The sequence below is a fragment of the Brevibacterium permense genome, from assembly GCF_013280495.1.
GTDB lineage: Bacteria > Actinomycetota > Actinomycetes > Actinomycetales > Brevibacteriaceae > Brevibacterium > Brevibacterium permense.
Map to the genome: position 1 here is coordinate 184,477 of NZ_JABSSX010000006.1, position 15,018 is coordinate 199,494.

The following is a 15,018-nucleotide window of genomic DNA, read 5'->3' on the forward strand; positions in this document are numbered from 1 at the left end:
TCTATCATGGTGGAAACACCACAGCCACTCGCTTCTGGAGGAGACATGGCGGACACGACTTTCCCTCGAATGTCCGGTTGGAAGAACGGATACGACCCCAAGCAGGTCGACAGCTTCTTCAAGCGTGCACGTGAGTCCTTCGAACGGCCGACGCCGCAGCCCGGCGACCTCGATTCCCGCGCGGTGCGCACGGTCGGATTCGACCTTGTCCGCAAGGGCTACCACGTCGCCGTCGTCGACGCCGCACTCGATCGCCTCGAAGACGCATTCGCCAAGCAGGCCCGAGACCGCCTCATCGCGCAGTCCGGTCAGGACGCCTGGGTCTCCGAACTCACCCGTGTGGCCGCGTCCCTGCGGGGACGCCTGGTCCGTGAGCCCGGTGAACGCTTCGACAACCCGCCTCCCGGAGTCATCGGCTACGACATCACTCAGGTCGACGACATGTGCGACAAGGTCAACTCGTACTTCACGCAGGGTGTGGCGATGAGCGTCGACCAGGTCCGCCGCGTGCTGTTCAAGACCGCAAAGGGCAAGAAGGCATACAACGAGGACCAGGTCGATGCGTTCATCGACCGCGTCGTCGAAGTGATGGCCTCCGTTGACTGATTTCCACTACTTCGCGGTCCCGACCGCGACCGACCCCGGCACGCTCAACCCGGTGTACGAACTCCTTGACTTCCCGATCGCGATGGGCAATGCCGAAGACATCGTGCTCACCGGACCGGCCCCGGAGAAACCGCTCGTCGACGGTCGCGAGGTCACCGATCCCCGCCTGATCAAGGCGCTGTCCGTTCCCGTCGAGCTCGACCGCGCCGAGGTGCTCGACCGCAGTTCGAAACTCGCCGGAGTGCTCCGTGCCATGGGTGTGGTTCCCGAATCCGGTGCCCGGCTCACCTTCGCCGAGGATGTCCCTCCGTTGGCGCGGGCGCTCGGTGCGTTGGCCGCCGCCCGGATCGGGCTCGTCGTGGATCTGCGGACAGGGGCTTCCTCTGACTCTGTCTCAGACTTAGTGGTTCTCCACGCCATCGAAGACGCACCGATCGAGCCGGGGCGTGCCTCTGTGCGAGTCACCCGGTCGCGTTTCGAAGGCATCGGAGTGACGATCGGTTCCGAGACCGCGAACCTCGACCAGGCGATGCGTGACTCCCGCGTCGAATTCGCCGCAGTAGTGCCGCTCGACCCGCAGCGCACACTGGTGCTCACCGACGACGGTGATCTTGAGGCGGGTACGAGCCTCGACTGGTACCGCACCGAGGTACTTTCTGCCTCCTGAGCCCCGGACTCCTGGGGGCTTTGACGCCGACGATGGTGTCGACGTTCCGGCTTCCGCGGACCCGCGGTCTGCTGATCCTCGTTCGGCTGAGACGGTGGCTGCTCTGCGCGCGGCCGGCTGCGTCTTCGCCGAGGACGAGGCGGCGATCCTCATCGAGGCGGCGGCCGGATGTGATGACGACTCCGCGTCAACACTCGAGGAGCTGGTGGCTCGCCGCGTCACCGGCGAACCCCTCGAACAGATCGTCGGTTGGGTCGATGTTGCGGGTCTGCGACTGAGCGTGCGTCCCGGAGTGTTTGTGCCGCGGCAGCGAACGGCTCTGCTCGCCGCGCATGCGGTGTCCGCGACCCGGCGGATGACGGACTCGCGAGGGAACGGAAGAGGGACAGACGCTGGCGTCGCTGCTGTGCGACCTGTTGTGCTCGAAGCGTTCTGTGGCGTCGGACCGGTCGCCTCGGTGGTGGCCGGCAAGGTGCCGGGGGTGGAGATCCACGTCGGTGATGCGCAGGCGGAGGCCGTGCGGTGTGCAGTGGAGAATGTCGAACACTGCATCCAGGCGGGGGAGTCTGCGCAGGCAGGCGGGTCCGAACAAGCAGATGAGTCCGGCACTACCGTGGCGGGACATGTCCTCGACTGTCTCCTCGGACTGCCCGGCACACTGCGGCAGTCGATCTCCGTCATCGCGGCCGTGCCGCCCTACGTACCTGAAACGGCAGCCGACTTTCTGCCGCATGAGGCCCTCGACTTCGAACCGAGCAGCGCGCTCTTCGGCGGCTCCGACGGCCTCGACCTTATCCGTCGACTCATCACGGAGTCGTTGGACTGGCTGGCCCCGGATGGTTTGCTGCTCATCGAGCTTTGGCGAGGTCAGGCTGCAGAGGCCACCGGGATCGCAGCCGAGCAGGGGCTGGAAGCCAGGAGCCACCTCGGCGAGGATGAACAGACCGTGGTCCTCGAACTGCGTCGTCGAAACTGACAACGGCCGGCCGAAATCGAGTGATTTCACCCGGCTGGTGTCTGCGAATACAGCACGCCCGCCGAACCTCAGCAGGATCGGCGGGCGTTGACTGTGTTCAGAGGAGGGCGGGTGCCCTGCTCACTGGTTTCAGTTCGCGAAGGCGTTGATTCCGGTCATCGTGCGGCCCAGAGTCAGCTGATGCACCTCGTGCGTGCCTTCGTAGGTGAGCACTGTCTCGAGGTTGACCGCGTGACGCAGCGGCGGGTATTCGCTCGTGATGCCCGACCCGCCGAACAGGGCGCGCAGGTCACGGCAGACATTCATCGCGGTGTCGACGTTGACCATCTTGCCCAGGCTGATCTGCTCGGGACGCACACCCTTCTCGGAGTCCTTGAGCTTGCCCAGGTGAGCGGCGAGCAGAGTGATCTGCGAGTACTGGCCGAAGGCCTTCGCCAGCTTCTGCTGAGTGATCTGGAACGACGCCAGCGGGCGGTCGAACTGCACACGGGTGCCGGTGTACTCCAGAGCGGAGAGCAGGGCGTCGCGGGCGGCACCGGTGACGCCGAAGACGATGCCGTAGCGGGCCTCGGACAGGCAGGACAGGGGCCCCTTGAGTCCCTTGGCCTTCGGCAGCATCGCATCCTCGGGCAGACGGACGTTGTCGAGGACGATCTCACCGGTGATCGAGGCGCGCAACGAGATCTTGCGGTGGATCTCCGGGGTCTGCACACCCTCGGTGTTCGAGGGGACGACGAAGCCGCGGACGACGTTATTGCCCTTGTCGTCGACCTCTTCGGTCTTGGCCCACACGACCATGACATCGGAGACCGGGGAGTTCGTGATCCACATCTTCGCGCCGTTGAGGATCCAGTCGGATCCGTCCTTCTTCGCGGTCGTCTTCATCCCCGACGGGTCGGAGCCGACATCGGGTTCGGTCAGACCGAAGCAGCCGATGGCCTTGCCGGCGGCCATCTTCGGCAGCCATTCTTCCTTCTGTGCTTCCGATCCCCAGTGGTGGATGGCGAACATCGCCAGCGAACCCTGCACGGAGACGAGGGAGCGCAGACCGGAGTCGACGGCTTCGAGTTCACGGCAGGCCAGTCCGTACTGAGTCGCCGTCGACCCGCCGCAGCCGTAGCCGTCGAGGTGCATGCCCAGCAGACCGAGCTCGCCGAGTCCCTCGGCCAGTTCCCGAGCGGGGATGGTGGCGTCGAGGAAGTAGTCGCCGATCTTCTCCCGGACGTTCTCGTCCAGCCATTTCTTCACGATCGATGCGAATTCGAGGTCATCGGATTCGAAGACCGAATCCAGTCCAAGAATGTCGTCGGGGCTCAGCGTCTTGCTCATATCCATCTCTTTCGCCATTGATTGTCTTCGCTCACAGTTTTACCGGAACCCGGTGGAAGATCGGTGTCCCGAAGCACTACAGATGACCAGGTCCCGCTGGGCGACACACGAGTCCGTGTCGAGTCATTTCCCAGAGAACTTTGGCATCATCGGTTGGCGTGAGTAAACGTGGTTTCATTGTAGTCGGCTCAACCGGTTCGGTCGGCACCCAGGCCCTTGATGTCCTCGCCGAACACCGGGACGAGCACGCGATCATCGGCTTGGCCGCCGGGTCCCAGGTCGATCTTCTGCTCGAGCAGGCCCTCGATTTCCACGTTCCCGTCATCGGGCTCACGACCCCACCCGCCGGGGGCGAGGCCGAGGTGCGTGCGCGACTGACCGAGCTGGCTGTCCAGCGGGGAGTTGCCGATCCCGTCGAAGCCATCCACTTAGGTGTTGACGCCGCCGAGGCGGTCGCCGGCTTGGCCGCCGATATGGTCCTCAACGCGATCACCGGTGCCGCCGGTCTCGGCGCGACCCTGGCCTCCCTTGAACGCGGGACGGATGTGGCCCTGGCGAATAAGGAATCACTCATCATCGGCGGGTCCATCGTCCTCGATGCCGCTCGTGCCTCTGGGGCCCGCCTGGTGCCGGTCGACAGTGAGCACTCCGCCATCGCCCAGGCGCTGCGCGCCGGCACACACGGTGAAGTCAGCAAGCTCATCATCACCGCATCGGGCGGTCCCTTCCGCGGAATGACCCGTGATGCCCTGCGCCGAGTCACCCCTGCCCAGGCGCTCAACCATCCCACCTGGTCGATGGGGTCGATGATCACCATCAACTCGGCGACTTTGGTCAACAAAGGCCTCGAGGTCATCGAAGCCCACCTGCTCTTCGACATTGACTTCGACCACATCGAAGTCGTCGTCCATCCGCAGTCGCAGATCCATTCGATGGTCGAATTCACCGATGCCTCGACGATCGCGCAGATCTCCCCACCGGATATGCGCCTGCCGATCTCCTATGCGCTGGGCACGCAGGACGACGGAACGACGAAGCGACTGACCTCGGGTGCCGTTCCGCACAATTGGGGACAGCCCATGCACTGGTCGTTCGAACCGGTCAACCATCTCGCCTTTCCCGCTCTCGGTCTGGCCATCGACGCCGGCAGGAAGGGCCGCAGCTACCCGGCCGTGCTCAACGCTGCCAATGAGGAACTCGTCGCTGCATTCATCGCCGGAGACATCGCCTTCACCGGAATCGACAAAGGCCTCGCCCGAGCTCTGGCCGCCCACGAGCCTGCGGCCGAACACACAGTGGAGACCGTGCTGGCCGCCGACGCCTGGGCCAGGGACTTCGCTCGCGCCGACGTCGCCGAGCATAAAGGAGGCCGCCGATGACAGTTGTGCTCTACATCGTCGGGATCATCCTGTTCCTCATCGGCATCTCGATCTCGATTGCGCTGCACGAACTCGGCCACCTCACCCCGGCGAAGAAGTTCGGGGTGAAAGTCACGCACTATATGGTCGGCTTCGGACCGACCCTGTTCTCCTTCCGCCGCGGTGAGACCGAATACGGCATCAAAGCGTTCCCCCTCGGTGGGTTCATCGCGATGCCGGGAATGTATCCGCCCGAGGAGGCGACGAAGGCCCGCCATGAGACCGCCGCGGCTGCGCAGAAAGGCGGCACGTCAGCCGGCGCCGACGGCGGGGTCGACGGCACGTCGGACCGCCTCGGTGGACCTAACGCTGCACTCGACTCGACCGACAGCGAAACCTCGGGCCGCCTCGGCGAGGGGATGGATGACGGTGATGCCGCTCCGCTGCGCCGGGACCGGAAGAAGCGGAAGGGGCGGCTGTTCGAAGACACGATGGCCGATGCCCGCGAGTTCTCGAACCAGGAGATCGAGCCGGGGGAGGAGCACCGGACGTTCTATGCACTCAGCGTGCCCAAACGCCTCGTCGTCATGTTCTCCGGTCCCTTCGTCAACCTCATCCTGGGCATCCTCATCATGGGGATCTCGCTGCTGGGCATCGGTGTGGTCACTCCGACGACGACCGTCCAGACCGTCGTCGAATGTGCGGTGCCCGCGTCCGAAGCGCAGCAGCGTCCCGCCTCGGAGCAGAACACCTGCCGTTCCGACGATCAGCTCACCCCCGCGTGGGAGGCTGGGATCAAACCGGGTGACGAGATCACCTCGATAGCCGGCGTTGAGACGAAGGACTGGGACCAGCTGTCCTCGGTCATCAAGGAACATGCAGGCGAACGCGTCGATGTCGACTTCATCCGAGATGGTCAGGCCCAAACGGTGACCGTGCCGATCATCGCCAGCGAAAGGCCGAAGGTCGACGACACCGGCAAGGCCGTGCTCAACCCGGACGGAACTCCGCAGACCGAGACCCAAGGATTCTTCGGCGTCGGACCCGTCCAGGAACGTCAGTCCCTGCCGCTCGCTGAGTTCCCCGGCGCGGTGTGGGACCAGGTCTCCGGAGTCTTCCACGCGATCATCACCCTGCCGGTCAAACTCGTCGATATCGGCGAGGTGGCCGTCGGGACGAAGGACCGGGATGCCGAAGGACTCGTCGGCATGGTCGGCGTCGGCCGCATCGCCGGCGAGATCGTGTCCACCGATCAGATCGACGTCGTCGACAAGGCGCAGATGGGGCTGGGCATGCTCGGCTCGCTCAACATCTTCCTCTTCGCGTTCAACATGATCCCGCTGCTGCCCCTCGACGGCGGTCACATCGCCGTGGGTCTCTACGAAGGTGCGCGCCGCCGCATCAACCGGTGGCGCGGACGCGGACTGGTCGGACCCTTCGACACCGCGAAGCTGCTGCCGCTGACGTACGTGTGCATCGGGCTGATGCTGTGCATGACGGCGCTGCTCGTCTACGTCGACCTCGTCAAACCCATCACCCTCGACGCGATCTTCAACTCCGGCGGGTAGGTCGGGCCGTTCCGGTGGATGGGCCGGGCCGGGCTCTGGCAGGTAGACCGAGCATGCAGTTTGGGCGATCTCGGCTAGGGTGGTGCGAGTGGAGAATACTGAGACCAAGCCACGTGAGCCTTTCTTCTCGCGAACGGAATGGACGTTCATCGGATTCCTTGCGCTCGCCTTCGCGCTGACTCCGCTCTTCTACGGGCTGCCGCTGCTCAGCCCACTGTTCGCAATGGGGACGAGAGTCCGCGGACACAGGGCGAAGATGACCTGGCTGTGGACGGTCGCCTCACTGCTCGTCCTGATGTCGATCGCACCGTTCGTTCTCAAGCTCGCAGGGCTGAGTAACTTCGTCGTGGAATGAAGGCGTGAGCCATCTGCGGTTGAGTGTGACCAGTCCGTTCAGTGGCGGACCCGTTCAGGCACTGAGGGTGATCGCCTGCACCTCGCCGAGGTGATTGAGGCCGACCGTGATCGTGGCGTTCTCATCTGCCGTGCCCGGCACTGTGACCACTCCGCGCAGCGGGGAGACCATCTCGAGGTCCGCCTCGGGGAGAGGACGGTCGATCTGCTTCTCCGCCCGCCACCGAACGAAGCGCTCCCGCCTCTCGTCGCGGGGTTCGTCGAGATCCATGTTCATGGAGAAGATCTCCTCGGCGACGGTGTCGTCGAAGTCGTTGACGAGGTTCGCCGCGGCGATCACGGCATCGATCTGGGGTTGGGCGGCGGGATAACGGGGCACTGGCGCCGAGGTGGCACTCCGTTCCAGCCGGGTGTCCTGTCGTCCCGTGGCCGTCGCCCATCCGAGGTCGAGCGCGTCCTGGACGACGCGCTGCGCCGGGTAATAGGTCGTATTGCCGAGTACGACGAGGCTGAGCCCCAGATCGGGGAACCAACGCATATGTGAGCCGTATCCTGGGTAGCCGCCGGAATGGCAGACGATGCGGCCGAAACGTGTGTCCAGACGAGTCTCGAGACCGTATCCGTAGCTGAGCGTCTCCGCGTGGTGGTCGCTCTTCTGGATCTCCATGGTCCGTCGTGGCTGCTGGTTGTCGGTCAGTATCCGCGACCAGGATCCGGGAGCATAGGAGTCCATGCGTTCGAGGGCATCGAGATGCGCATCCATCCATGTGCCGATGTCGTTCACCGTGGAGATGACCCCGCCGATGGGGGAGAAGACTCCTGGGCCGGTGAGTTCGGCCGGGTGGAGGCCGCCGTCCAGGTCGACGCGGAACCCGGTCGCCAGGTCCGGGAAGTCCGTGTGGTCGAAACCGGTGCGCGTGAGCTTCAGGGGATCGAAGATCTCAGTGGACACGAGATCGGTGAAAGCCCTGCCTGTGACCGCCTCGGCGACCATGCCGAGAAGCGCATAGCCGAGGTTCGAATACTCATAGCCGGTGTCGGCAGGCGCGCAGGCGATGGCGCCGCGGTGCAGCCAGGCGGTGAGCTCGGCCGGAGTCATCGCCTCCATCCGGTCCGCCCACGGGTCGTCCTTCGTGAAACCGGTGCTCATCGTCAATGCCTGGCGGCAGGTGCGGTCGGCGATGGCCGTATCGGCCAGTTCCGGGAGCAGAGCGCCGAAGGGAGCGTCGAGATCGAGTCCGTCGGCGGCGAGGAGCCCGATGGCTGCGGCGGTGAAGGACTTCGTCATCGAAGCGATCCGGTACGGAACCTCGCCGTTCACGGTTCGGGCGGGGCCGCCTCGGCGAAAGATTCCCCATGCCAGAGATCCACCCTGGTCGTCGAGTTTCTGTGCTTCGGCTTCGAGAGCCGCGGCCATCGCCTCGACATCGGGTTCGACGAATCCGGGTGTGCTCACAGGGCTGCTCCTTCGCGCAGAATTCAGTTCACCTTCACACTACCGTCAGCCGGTGACACTGGATCGGGACCAGTGGGCCATGGCGTGGTACGGGTGGAGTCGAGGTCGCGCGGAGGCCGCCCGGGGTGCGCCGGTTGACTGTCCGGGGTACGCCCTGCGGACGGACAGTCGTGTGTCAGTGGGAGGTCCTACAATGGTGATGGTTCGCACAATCCGGGCCCCGCATCGGCGCCGGCTCGGACATTGTGGCTGGTCACCAGCCTGACTGAAGGGATCCTTCGTGACATCGGTCAATCTCGGAATGCCCGCACCGCCGCCTCCCGTGCTCGCTCCGCGAAGGAAGACGAGGCAGATCAATGTCGGAAAGGTGGGGGTTGGATCCGATTCCCCGGTGAGCGTGCAGTCGATGACGACGACGCAGACGACGGACATCAACGGGACCCTGCAGCAGATCGCCGAACTCACCGCCGCCGGCTGCGATATCGTGCGCGTGGCCTGTCCCACCGCCGATGATGCCGCGGCTCTGCCGATCATCGCCGGAAAATCCCAGATCCCTGTCATCGCCGATATCCACTTCCAACCCAAGTACGTCTTCGCCGCCATCGACGCCGGCTGCGCGGGAGTGCGCGTCAACCCCGGCAACATCCGCAAGTTCGACGACCAGGTCAAGGAGATCTCGCAGGCCGCCGCCGAGGCGGGCGTGTCCATCCGAATCGGCGTCAACGCGGGGTCTCTGGACAGACGGCTGATGGAGAAATACGGCAAGGCCACGCCCGAGGCGCTCGTCGAATCCGCGCTGTGGGAGGCCTCCCTGTTCGAAGAACACGGATTCTATGACTTCAAGATCTCCGTCAAACACCATGACCCGGTGATCATGGTCCGCGCGTACGAGCTGCTCGCCGAACGCGGCGATTGGCCGCTCCATCTCGGCGTCACCGAGGCGGGGCCCGCCTTCCAGGGCACGATCAAGTCCGCCACCGCCTTCGGTCACCTGCTGGCCGAGGGCATCGGAGACACCATCCGAGTCTCGCTGTCCGCGCCTCCCGCCGAGGAGGTCAAGGTCGGCAGCCAGATCCTCGAATCCCTCAACCTGCGGCCCCGAAAGCTCGAAATCGTCTCCTGCCCGTCTTGTGGGCGCGCGCAGGTCGACGTGTACACGCTGGCCGAACGTGTCACCGCCGGACTCGAAGGCATGGAGGTGCCGCTGCGGGTGGCTGTCATGGGGTGCGTCGTCAACGGCCCCGGTGAGGCCCGCGACGCCGACCTCGGCGTGGCCAGCGGCAACGGCAAGGGCCAGATCTTCGTCAAGGGCGAGGTCATCCGAACCGTGCCCGAATCCCAGATCGTCGAGACCCTCATCCACGAGGCCAACCGCATCGCCGAGGAGGCAGCGGGGCAGCCATCGGGCGCTGCATCGGGGCCGCCTGAAGTGACCGTCGGCTAGGTGCGATACCTTGTCAGGACGAAGAGTTTCATGGTCCAGTCATCGGCCCATGCTGACGGCTGAGAAAGAGTTCAGGGGCACATGGCGCTGAGGATCGCACGACTGGAACATCAGCACACCCGGTGGCTGACGGACCTGCTTGCGCGCAACCCCTGCGAGAACGTCTACCTCATCGCCCTGCTCGAAGTCACGGGCACCGCCCGTCTGAGCTCCCCGGCAGGCACGCTGTACGGAATCTTCGATGGTGACCGGCCCGTCGCCGCCTACTGGGTGGGCGGCAACATCATCCCGGTCGCGGCGACCCCGGCGACGAATGAGATGCTTGCCCGGAAACTCAATGCCGACGGTCGCGTGTCCTGCTCACTCATCGGCAGCCGGTCCGTCATCCTCGACCTGCAGCAGCGGCTCAATTGGGGCCGACCGCGTGGAGTGCGCGAACGGCAGCCGCTGCTGGCCATCAGCTCGGATCCGCTGGTCACCCCCGATGAGCATGTGCACCGGGTGACCCTCGATGACCTCGGTGCGGTGTTTCCCGCCAGTGTGGACATGTTCACCAAAGAGGTCGGATTCTCACCGATCGAGGACGGCACGGCCGGGTACCTGGCGCGGGTGCGCGGGATCATCCGCGGCAAGAACTGCTACGCCCGGATCTCCTCCAGCCTGCCCCAAGGCGGTGCGGTGCCGCGGTGGCCGGCCCAAGAGCAGGACGAACAGGTGCTGTTCAAGGCCGATATCGGCATCCGTGCCCGCCGCATCGTCCAGGTTCAAGGAGTATGGGTCCATCCCGCAGTGCGCAATCAGGGTCTGGGGGCAGCGGGCATGGCCGCGGTCGTCCAGCGCACCCGTGACAAAGGCCATTCCACGGTGAGCCTGTATGCCAATGACTACAACGAGACGGCGCTGCGCATGTATGCCCGCGTCGGCTTCGAACAGGTCGGCACCTTCGCCACCGTCATGTACTGAGCGCTCGGCTTATCAGTCGCGACGGTTGCGCGACTGAGGTTTGGCCATATCGCCGAGGAACTTCTCCATCTCCCGGCGGTCCTTCTTCGTCGGACGCCCCAGCCCTTTGTCTCGCCTGGGCACGAATCCGCGCAGCGCCGGATCGGGCGGGGGAGTGAGGTCCTCATAGCACTGGACGGCGATAGAGGCCTGCATCCTCGTGGGGATGAAACCGGTGATCTTCCAGATGAATTCGGACCCGGCCTTGCGCACACGCACCTCCTGGCCGATGCTCACCTTCTGCGCGGCCTTGACGCGCTGACCGTCGACCTGCACATGCCCGCCGCGGCAGGCTTGAGTGGCGAGGTTGCGGGTCTTGAACATCCGCGTCGTCCACAGCCACACGTCGACGCGCATGTGCTTTCCGGCATCGCGGTTGATCTCGGTCATCAGCGATGACCGTCCGAGAAATTCGAGCCGGACGAGGGCATCCCTGCATCGGCATCATCGGGGTCCTGCATTCGGGAGTCGGCGCGCAGCGCCAGAGCCGAGCGTCGGGTGAAAGTCTGCGCGGGACGACCTCGCCCCTGGCTGACGGCCTCCCCGGTGGGATCGAGCAGCGGCAGCATGGTTCGGCGGAACGTATCGGCCTGCAGGCTCTCCCCGGCGACGATCTCGTGGAGCTCGCGCAGCTGCCGCAGCGAGAACTCCTTCTCCAGGAGCCCGAAGGGATCCGGGGTGCGTTCGTGGAACGCCCGCAGTCGGTGCACGGCCACGCGCACGATCTCCTGATGCTCGGCGCTGAGCTCGCCGACATCGTGGACGGGCACGAGCTTCCGCCGGTGGACGGGGCAGTCCGGGTGATCGGAATCCGATTCGGCAGGATCAGGGTCGGCCGCCTCGGGGAGGACCGTCTCGACGGGGGACGATTCCGCACCTTGTGCCGGAACATCCGCCACGGCCGCCTCGGTGGGATCGCCCTCCTCGGCGAGTCCGACATCGGAGGCGGAGAGAACATCGAGGTGGGCCACGGAGATCACCCAGCCGCGATCATCGCGGTCGGGTTGGTCGAACACGTGCAGCTGGACGGGGGCGCGGTCGACCAACCGCGCCTTTTCGCGCAGACAGCGGGCGACCGCCTCGGCGAGGCGTTCCTGCGGGCGCAGGATCGACCCGGGCAGCTGCCACACTCCGTCCCCGGGATGGGTCATGAGAACATGCAGGCCACGGCCGGGCACGGGGCAGAGGACCGCGGTGTCGACCGCGACCGAGGGCCGCGGGAACTGCGTGAGTTGGCTGGGATCAGGCATGCTCTTCGTATCGTTCGGACTCGTCATTTCAACGGGGACCGGGCGGGGGACAGGATGGCCCCGACCGATGCCGGGCTTCGGTGCTGCAGCCACCAGTCTAATTCTCTTCCCGCAGGTGACGAATCCGCGCCCGCTCGGATTCCCTCCGGCTCGCCCGCGTGCGATAGTGTTCGATCTGAGTCTTGACAAGTTGAGGAGATTTACCCATGGCCCTGCGCATGTCGTCCCTGTTCGTGCGAACCCAGAAGGAAGACCCGGTCGGCGCCGAGGTGGCCAGCCACAAACTGCTCCACCGCGCCGGATACATCCGCAGGTCAGCGCCGGGAATCTACACGTGGCTGCCGCTGGGACTGGCCGTGCTCGGCAAGATCGAAGCCATCGTGCGCGAAGAGATGGCGCTCGCCGGCTCCCAGGAGGTCCACTTCCCGGGTCTGCTGCCCGCCGATCCGTACAAGAAGTCCGGCCGTTGGGAGGCCTTCGGGCCTGACCTCTTCCACCTCAAGGACCGCCGCGAGAACGACTACATCCTCGCCCCCACCCATGAGGAGGTCTTCACCCTCCTGGTCAAGGATCTGTACTCCTCTTACAAAGACCTGCCGCTGTCGATCTACCAGATCCAGACCAAATACCGCGACGAGGCTCGCCCTAGGGCCGGACTGCTGCGCGGGCGCGAGTTCATCATGAAGGACGCCTACTCCTTCGACATCGACGACGCCGGACTCGACGCCTCCTACGAGGCCATGCGCGTAGCCTATCTGCGCGCCTTCGCCCGCCTCGGCCTGCCGTGCCTGCCGGTCAAGGCGACCCCGGGTGCCATGGGCGGCTCCGGGACAGAGGAGTTCATCTACCCTTCCGAGGTCGGGGAGGACACGTTCGTGAAGTCGCCCGGCGGATATGCCGCGAACGTCGAGGCCGTGACCTCGATCGTCCCCGAGGCGATTCCCTACTCGCAGTCGCCCGCAGCCCATGTCGAGGACACCCCCGACACCCCGACGATCGAGACCCTCGTGACCGCGGCGAACGCCTCGCACCCGCGCTCCGATCGTGAGTGGACGGCCGCGGACACGCTGAAGAACGTCGTCTGCGCCGTCACCCACCCCGATGGCACCCGCGAGATCATCGTCATCGGCCTGCCCGGCGACCGGGAAGTCGACCTCGACCGGGCCGCCGGCACCGGCATGCTCGGCGACGGTGAGGTCGACCTCGAAGCCGCGACGGCTGAGGATCTCGCCGCCCATCCGGAGCTCGTCAAGGGCTACATCGGACCCGGCAACTCCCTCGACGCACCGGTTCTCGGCCTCGAATCGCCCTCGAAGATCCGCTACCTCCTCGACCCCCGCGTCGTCGACGGCACCCGTTGGATCACCGGAGCCAACGAGCCCGGACGCCACGTCTTCGACCTCGTCGCCGGACGGGACTTCACTGCCGACGGCACCATCGAAGCCGCCCAGGTCGTCCTCGGCGATCCGGCACCGGACGGCTCCGGTCCGCTGGAGCTGGCCCGCGGTGTCGAGATCGGTCAGATCTTCAAGCTCGGCCGCAAGTACGCCGAGTCCCTCGACTTCAAGGTCCTCGACCAGAACGGCAAGGCGACGACCGTGACCATGGGCTCCTACGGCCTCGGCGTCACCCGCGTCATGGCCTGCATCGCCGAGGAATACCATTCCGAGGACGGGCTCCTCTGGCCCCAGCACCTGGCCCCGGCCGATGTGCACATCATCGTCGCGGGCAAGGGTGAGGAGATTGCTCAAGCTGCCGAGAAGATGACGACCGAACTCGAGGCCGAAGGCATCAGCGTCCTGCTTGATGATCGCAACAAGGTCTCGCCCGGATTCAAGTTCGCCGATGCCGAGCTCATCGGCATTCCCACCGTCATCGTCGCCGGCCGCGGTCTGGCCGACGGCGTCGTCGAGGTCCGCGACCGTCTGGCTGGGGAGAAGTCCGACCAGCCCGTCGCCGAGGTAGTCCCTGCCACCGTGGCACGGGTGCGTGAGGCGTACGCGAAGGCTGCAGCCGCCGCCGACGCGGCGATCGCCGCCGACCAGAACGCCTGAGCCTCCTCGGTGTTCGAAGCCCTCGCCGGAGGCATCGATGTCACCTGGACGATGGTCCTGTGGCTGCTCGCCGCGGGAATCCTGGCCGGGTGGATCGATGCCGTCGTCGGCGGGGGCGGACTGATCCAGCTGCCCGCGCTGCTGCTCGTGCCGGGGATGAGCCCCGTCCAAGCGGTCGCGACGAACAAGGTCGGGTCGATCGCGGGCACGACCGCCTCGGCGGTCACCTACCTGCGCAAGATCACCCCAGACCGGTCTGCGACGATCCCGGCCGCGGCCTCGGCGTTCTTGGGTGCCGTGCTCGGGGCGAAGCTCGCGACCTTGGTGCCCAGCGACGCGTTCACCCCGATCATTCTGCTCGCGCTCATCGGGGTGGGGATCTTCACGGTGCTCAACCCGAGCCTAGGCGCCGATGCCACGCTGCGGTTCGGGGAAACCTCGAAACGTCACCACGCGCTGTCGTGGCTGATCGGGCTCGTCATCGGCATCTATGACGGAGTGCTCGGGCCGGGGACGGGATCGTTCCTCGTCATCGCCTTCGTCTCGATCATCGGATTCTCATTCCTGCAGGCCTCGGCCACGGCGAAGGTGATCAACTGGGCGACGAACTTCGGAGCGCTCGTCTACTTCATCCCCGACGGTCAGGTCGTCTGGCTGCTGGGTGTGATCATGGCCGTCGGCAATGTCACCGGCGGGATCTTCGGTGCCCGCACCGCGCTGGCGAAGGGCTCAGGATTCGTCCGCGTCGTCTTCGTCATTGTCGTCTCCGCGCTGATCCTCAAACTCGGCTTCGACTTCATCTCGACCCTCATCCACTAATTGCTACCTGACGGCGGCCCAGCAACCTCGCGCGAGGTTGCGGGGCCGCCGTCAGGTAGCGGTGAGGTTCGGATCAGATCGTCGAGATGATTCCTCGTTCCGTCAGACGAGAGGCCAGACCAGCACCGTCAGGAG

The 15,018-nt window shown here is 65.6% G+C and carries 14 protein-coding genes; 10 read left to right on the forward strand and 4 right to left on the reverse strand.

Going from position 1 to position 15,018, the window contains the following annotated elements; all coding sequences use genetic code 11:
* Positions 1-45 precede the first annotated feature (45 nt).
* The 3 genes from HK353_RS10835 to HK353_RS10845 all read left to right on the forward strand — a co-directional run bounded on the left by HK353_RS10835 (position 46) and on the right by HK353_RS10845 (position 2,249).
* Complete coding sequence (locus tag HK353_RS10835; RefSeq protein WP_025777300.1) at positions 46-606, forward strand: DivIVA domain-containing protein; 561 nt, start codon at positions 46-48, stop codon at positions 604-606.
* Complete coding sequence (locus HK353_RS10840) at positions 599-1,273, forward strand: hypothetical protein (RefSeq protein ID WP_173156007.1); 675 nt, start codon at positions 599-601, stop codon at positions 1,271-1,273. The genes HK353_RS10835 and HK353_RS10840 overlap by 8 nt, the downstream gene beginning before the upstream one ends.
* A 94-nt stretch (positions 1,274-1,367) precedes the next feature.
* Positions 1,368-2,249 carry a class I SAM-dependent methyltransferase gene (locus tag HK353_RS10845; RefSeq protein ID WP_173156009.1) on the forward strand — a complete coding sequence of 294 codons (882 nt, stop codon included), beginning with the start codon at positions 1,368-1,370 and terminating at the stop codon, positions 2,247-2,249.
* 129 nt (positions 2,250-2,378) lie between these two features.
* Here HK353_RS10845 and HK353_RS10850 read toward each other — a convergent pair whose 3' ends face one another.
* Entirely contained in the window at positions 2,379-3,578 is a 1,200-nt protein-coding gene (locus HK353_RS10850) for an acyl-CoA dehydrogenase family protein (RefSeq protein WP_173156011.1), read from the reverse strand.
* 158 nt (positions 3,579-3,736) lie between these two features.
* On the opposite strand from HK353_RS10850, the gene dxr reads away from it, so the two are divergent.
* From dxr to HK353_RS10865, 3 genes are all read left to right on the forward strand, one after another.
* Positions 3,737-4,957, forward strand: coding sequence for a 1-deoxy-D-xylulose-5-phosphate reductoisomerase (dxr, locus tag HK353_RS10855; RefSeq protein ID WP_173156013.1), 1,221 nt, complete (start codon positions 3,737-3,739; stop codon positions 4,955-4,957).
* Positions 4,954-6,504: a M50 family metallopeptidase gene (locus HK353_RS10860; RefSeq protein WP_173156015.1), complete on the forward strand. Its 1,551-nt coding sequence runs from the start codon at positions 4,954-4,956 to the stop codon at positions 6,502-6,504. The genes dxr and HK353_RS10860 overlap by 4 nt, the downstream gene beginning before the upstream one ends.
* Before the next feature lie 88 nt (positions 6,505-6,592).
* Positions 6,593-6,859 carry a hypothetical protein gene (locus HK353_RS10865; protein ID WP_173156017.1) on the forward strand — a complete coding sequence of 89 codons (267 nt, stop codon included), beginning with the start codon at positions 6,593-6,595 and terminating at the stop codon, positions 6,857-6,859.
* 54 nt (positions 6,860-6,913) lie between these two features.
* Here the strand turns inward: HK353_RS10865 and HK353_RS10870 are convergent, their stop codons facing one another.
* Positions 6,914-8,314 (reverse strand): serine hydrolase, encoded by a 1,401-nt coding sequence (locus HK353_RS10870; protein WP_173156019.1) that lies wholly within the window; start codon positions 8,312-8,314, stop codon positions 6,914-6,916.
* A 280-nt stretch (positions 8,315-8,594) separates the two neighbouring features.
* Between HK353_RS10870 and ispG the strand changes: the two genes are divergently transcribed.
* Both ispG and HK353_RS10880 read left to right on the forward strand, forming a co-directional pair.
* Positions 8,595-9,758: a flavodoxin-dependent (E)-4-hydroxy-3-methylbut-2-enyl-diphosphate synthase gene (ispG, locus tag HK353_RS10875; RefSeq protein WP_173156021.1), complete on the forward strand. Its 1,164-nt coding sequence runs from the start codon at positions 8,595-8,597 to the stop codon at positions 9,756-9,758.
* An 81-nt stretch (positions 9,759-9,839) separates the two neighbouring features.
* Positions 9,840-10,721 (forward strand): GNAT family N-acetyltransferase, encoded by an 882-nt coding sequence (locus HK353_RS10880; RefSeq protein WP_173156023.1) that lies wholly within the window; start codon positions 9,840-9,842, stop codon positions 10,719-10,721.
* Between the two features lie 12 nt (positions 10,722-10,733).
* On the opposite strand, the gene HK353_RS10885 is transcribed toward HK353_RS10880, so the two are convergent.
* Together HK353_RS10885 and HK353_RS10890 are read right to left on the reverse strand one after the other, a co-directional pair.
* Positions 10,734-11,150, reverse strand: coding sequence for an RNA-binding S4 domain-containing protein (locus tag HK353_RS10885; RefSeq protein WP_139468792.1), 417 nt, complete (start codon positions 11,148-11,150; stop codon positions 10,734-10,736).
* Positions 11,150-12,010, reverse strand: a complete 861-nt coding sequence (locus tag HK353_RS10890) for an NUDIX hydrolase (RefSeq protein WP_245395942.1) — start codon at positions 12,008-12,010, stop codon at positions 11,150-11,152. Before HK353_RS10890 ends, HK353_RS10885 begins: the two co-directional genes overlap by 1 nt.
* A 206-nt stretch (positions 12,011-12,216) precedes the next feature.
* On the opposite strand from HK353_RS10890, the gene HK353_RS10895 reads away from it, so the two are divergent.
* Both HK353_RS10895 and HK353_RS10900 read left to right on the forward strand, forming a co-directional pair.
* Entirely contained in the window at positions 12,217-14,064 is a 1,848-nt protein-coding gene (locus HK353_RS10895) for a proline--tRNA ligase (protein WP_173156025.1), read from the forward strand.
* 51 nt (positions 14,065-14,115) lie between these two features.
* On the forward strand, positions 14,116-14,883 hold the full coding sequence (locus HK353_RS10900; protein ID WP_173156069.1) for a TSUP family transporter: 768 nt from the start codon (positions 14,116-14,118) through the stop codon (positions 14,881-14,883).
* Positions 14,884-15,018: the final 135 nt, after the last annotated feature.

Coding starts and splice junctions, on each gene's coding strand:
- HK353_RS10835 (WP_025777300.1), top strand. CDS start 46: ATGGCGGACACGACTTTCCCTCGAATGTCCGGTTGGAAGAACGGATAC.
- HK353_RS10850 (WP_173156011.1), bottom strand. CDS start 3,578: ATGAGCAAGACGCTGAGCCCCGACGACATTCTTGGACTGGATTCGGTC.
- HK353_RS10860 (WP_173156015.1), top strand. CDS start 4,954: ATGACAGTTGTGCTCTACATCGTCGGGATCATCCTGTTCCTCATCGGC.
- HK353_RS10880 (WP_173156023.1), top strand. CDS start 9,840: ATGGCGCTGAGGATCGCACGACTGGAACATCAGCACACCCGGTGGCTG.
- HK353_RS10885 (WP_139468792.1), bottom strand. CDS start 11,150: ATGACCGAGATCAACCGCGATGCCGGAAAGCACATGCGCGTCGACGTG.
- HK353_RS10890 (WP_245395942.1), bottom strand. CDS start 12,010: ATGCCTGATCCCAGCCAACTCACGCAGTTCCCGCGGCCCTCGGTCGCG.
- HK353_RS10895 (WP_173156025.1), top strand. CDS start 12,217: ATGGCCCTGCGCATGTCGTCCCTGTTCGTGCGAACCCAGAAGGAAGAC.
- HK353_RS10900 (WP_173156069.1), top strand. CDS start 14,116: ATGGTCCTGTGGCTGCTCGCCGCGGGAATCCTGGCCGGGTGGATCGAT.